The organism is Johannesbaptistia floridana (assembly GCF_057440575.1).
Genome location: NZ_JALKVM010000246.1, coordinates 1 through 1,849, shown reverse-complemented (window position 1 = coordinate 1,849; position 1,849 = coordinate 1). Strand labels below are relative to the sequence as shown.

Sequence of the window (1,849 nt, the reverse complement as noted above, 5' to 3'; positions counted from 1 at the left end):
TGCTCCGGTGCTCTCCCTCTCCCCCTCTCTCCCTGCTCCGAAAGCTCCCTGCTCCGGTGCTCCCTGCTCCGGTGCTCCCCCTCTCCCCCTCTCCCCCTCTCCCCCTTCTCGCCTGTTGGCCTATTTAGTACTTTTTTAGGAGTGCAAGATATGAGTTTACCCAAAGTTACTGGTGTGGGATCTGAGCTAATGGTAGCAGTCTTTTTCTAAAAATTGTCTAAGCTAAACACAACTTGTAGTGTAGACAGAAATTTTTGCAACAGTACCTTTCTGACACTTTCCTTTTTTGTCCCTTACAACTAAAGAAAGATTAACTCTTAATCTTTAATTGTTAAAATTGAAACGACCATTAAATTAATTATTCCCAAACTAAATAACTAAAGAATTATGGAATACATTGCCTTAGCCGCTCGTATTTGCCTGTGCCTAATTTTTTTCAAAGCAGGAATAAGTCATCTTTTGGGTTTCAATAATTTCGTGGAAACAGTAAGCAGTCAAGGATTACCTTTACCTAGTTTATTATCATTAGGGACAGTAATTTTTCAGCTTTTAGGCTCAATATCTTTATTATTAGGATATAAAACCAAAATTGGCGCAATTTTACTAATTATTTTCCTCATCCCTGCATCTTTAGTATTTCATAACCCCATCGCTGATCCTAATGAAATTAATGATTTTCTCAAAAATCTTGGTTTAATTGGGGGATTATTAATGCTTATCTATGCAGGTTCAGGAGCATTAAGTATAGAGGGAAAAAAAAAGTTGTAACGGCAAAATTTCCTAAAGTCGTAGTTATAGGAGCAGGTTTCGCCGGATTAAGAGTTGTCAAAGAGTTATCAAATGCTCAAGCAAACATCTTGTTAATTGATCGCCATAATTATCATACTTTTATCCCCTTGCTCTATCAAGTAGCTACAGGCTTTATTGAACCAGAATTAATCGCTTACCCCCTCCGTAGTGCCTTACGAGGTATTGATAATGCTAATTTCCTGAGAGCAGAAGTAGAGGAGATAGATTTAAAGAATAAGATTGTTATTACTAATAATCAAAAAATTTCTTATGATTATTTAGTCATTGCTACGGGAAGTAAACCTAACTTTTTACACGTCTCTGGTGCAAAGGAGTACTCTTTTCCTTTAAGGACTTTAAAAGATGCTATCACCCTACGCAATCATCTTATTGACTGTTTTGAACAAGCAGTAAAAAATCCAGAGAATATCTTGTTACAACAGCAATTGATGACTTTTGTTATCGTTGGCGGTGGACCTACCGGAGTAGAAATGGCAGGTGCCCTACAAGAATTAATTCAAGATTGTTTAACTAAAGACTTTCCTGAATTAGACTTGCAAAGAGCAAAAGTAATTCTCTTACAGTCTGGGGAGAGTTTACTCAATAGCTATCCTAAACAACCACAAAAACACACTCTAGGTCAATTGCGCGATCACCAAGTAAAAATACATTTTAATAACCGAGTTAAAAAAGTCACTCCCACAAAAGTAATTTTAGAAGATGAAAGCAGTATCATTACATCAACTGTTATCTGGACAGCCGGAGTAGAAGCTAATATTCCCAAATTTCTAGAAGATATTCCCACAGCCAGTAAAAACAAAGTCAAAGTCTTAACTACTCTTCAATTACCAGAATATCCTTGTACCTACGCCATCGGCGATGTAGCATATATAGAACAAAGTGGAAAACCTTTAGCAGGAATTGCCCCAGAAGCTTTACAACAGGGAGGAGCGATCGCCAATAACCTTAAACGACAGCTAAAACTCAAATCTTGCATATATACTCAATGTTACTGGTTGTGGTTGAGTAATGAGTAATGAGTAATGAGTAATGAGTTAAA

2 protein-coding genes are annotated in these 1,849 nt (G+C 37.1%); both read left to right on the top strand.

Annotated features, from left to right (window positions below):
* Positions 1–387: 387 nt before the first annotated feature.
* Positions 388–768: a DoxX family protein gene (locus MW688_RS15515; RefSeq protein ID WP_486736917.1), complete on the top strand. Its 381-nt coding sequence runs from the start codon at positions 388–390 to the stop codon at positions 766–768.
* Positions 705–1,826 (top strand): NAD(P)/FAD-dependent oxidoreductase, encoded by a 1,122-nt coding sequence (locus MW688_RS15510; protein ID WP_486736918.1) that lies wholly within the window; start codon positions 705–707, stop codon positions 1,824–1,826. Before MW688_RS15515 ends, MW688_RS15510 begins: the two co-directional genes overlap by 64 nt.
* Positions 1,827–1,849 lie beyond the last annotated feature (23 nt).